The 668-nt window shown below is 55.4% G+C and carries 1 protein-coding gene; it reads right to left on the reverse strand.

Features of this window, described 5'->3' with window-relative positions; translation table 11 throughout:
* On the reverse strand, nucleotides 1–668 hold a 668-nt coding region (locus IEW74_RS17260; RefSeq protein WP_188667432.1), incomplete at both ends, for a tandem-95 repeat protein.

The raw sequence follows: 668 nt of genomic DNA on the forward strand, positions 1-668 counted from the left end.
CTTCATCAGAAATAATCGTCCAGGTGCCATCGCCGTTATCGGTGATCGCAAGGTTCGATCCACCGGACACAGCGGTGATGTTCAACGCATCGCCATCCACATCGGACGCATTGCCCAGCAGTTGTTCTTTGGTCACCGTGTAGGACTGATATTCGGTGCCGTCCGGCAAGCTGATCGCCCCGACCACCGGGGCATCATTTTCAGGGCTCACCGTCATGGTGACCGTGGCGGTGACAGTTTCACCGTCTTCATCCGTCACCGTATAGGTAAAGCTATCGCTGCCGTTGAAATCATCATGGGGTTGATAGGTCACGGTGCCATCGGCGTTAAAGGTCACCACACCGTTTTCCGGCTGGGTGACAGCGCTCAGCTCGCCACCATCGATGATCTGATCATTGGATAGAACATTGATGGTTTTGCTGCCATCTTCTGCAACCGTGGCCGCATCATCATTGGCCGTGTTGTCCACATCGGCAAAGTTGATGGTCGCGCTTTGGGTGACCTCGGCCGTGCCATCGGACACGGTGAAGCTGATGTCTTGCGCCCCTTCTTCATCAGAAATAATCGTCCAGGTGCCATCGCCGTTATCGGTGATCGCCAGGTTCGATCCACCGGACACACCGGTGATGTTCAACGCATCGCCATCCACATCGGACGCATTGCCCAAA

Source organism: Terasakiella brassicae, assembly GCF_014641495.1.
Lineage (GTDB): Bacteria > Pseudomonadota > Alphaproteobacteria > Rhodospirillales > Terasakiellaceae > Terasakiella > Terasakiella brassicae.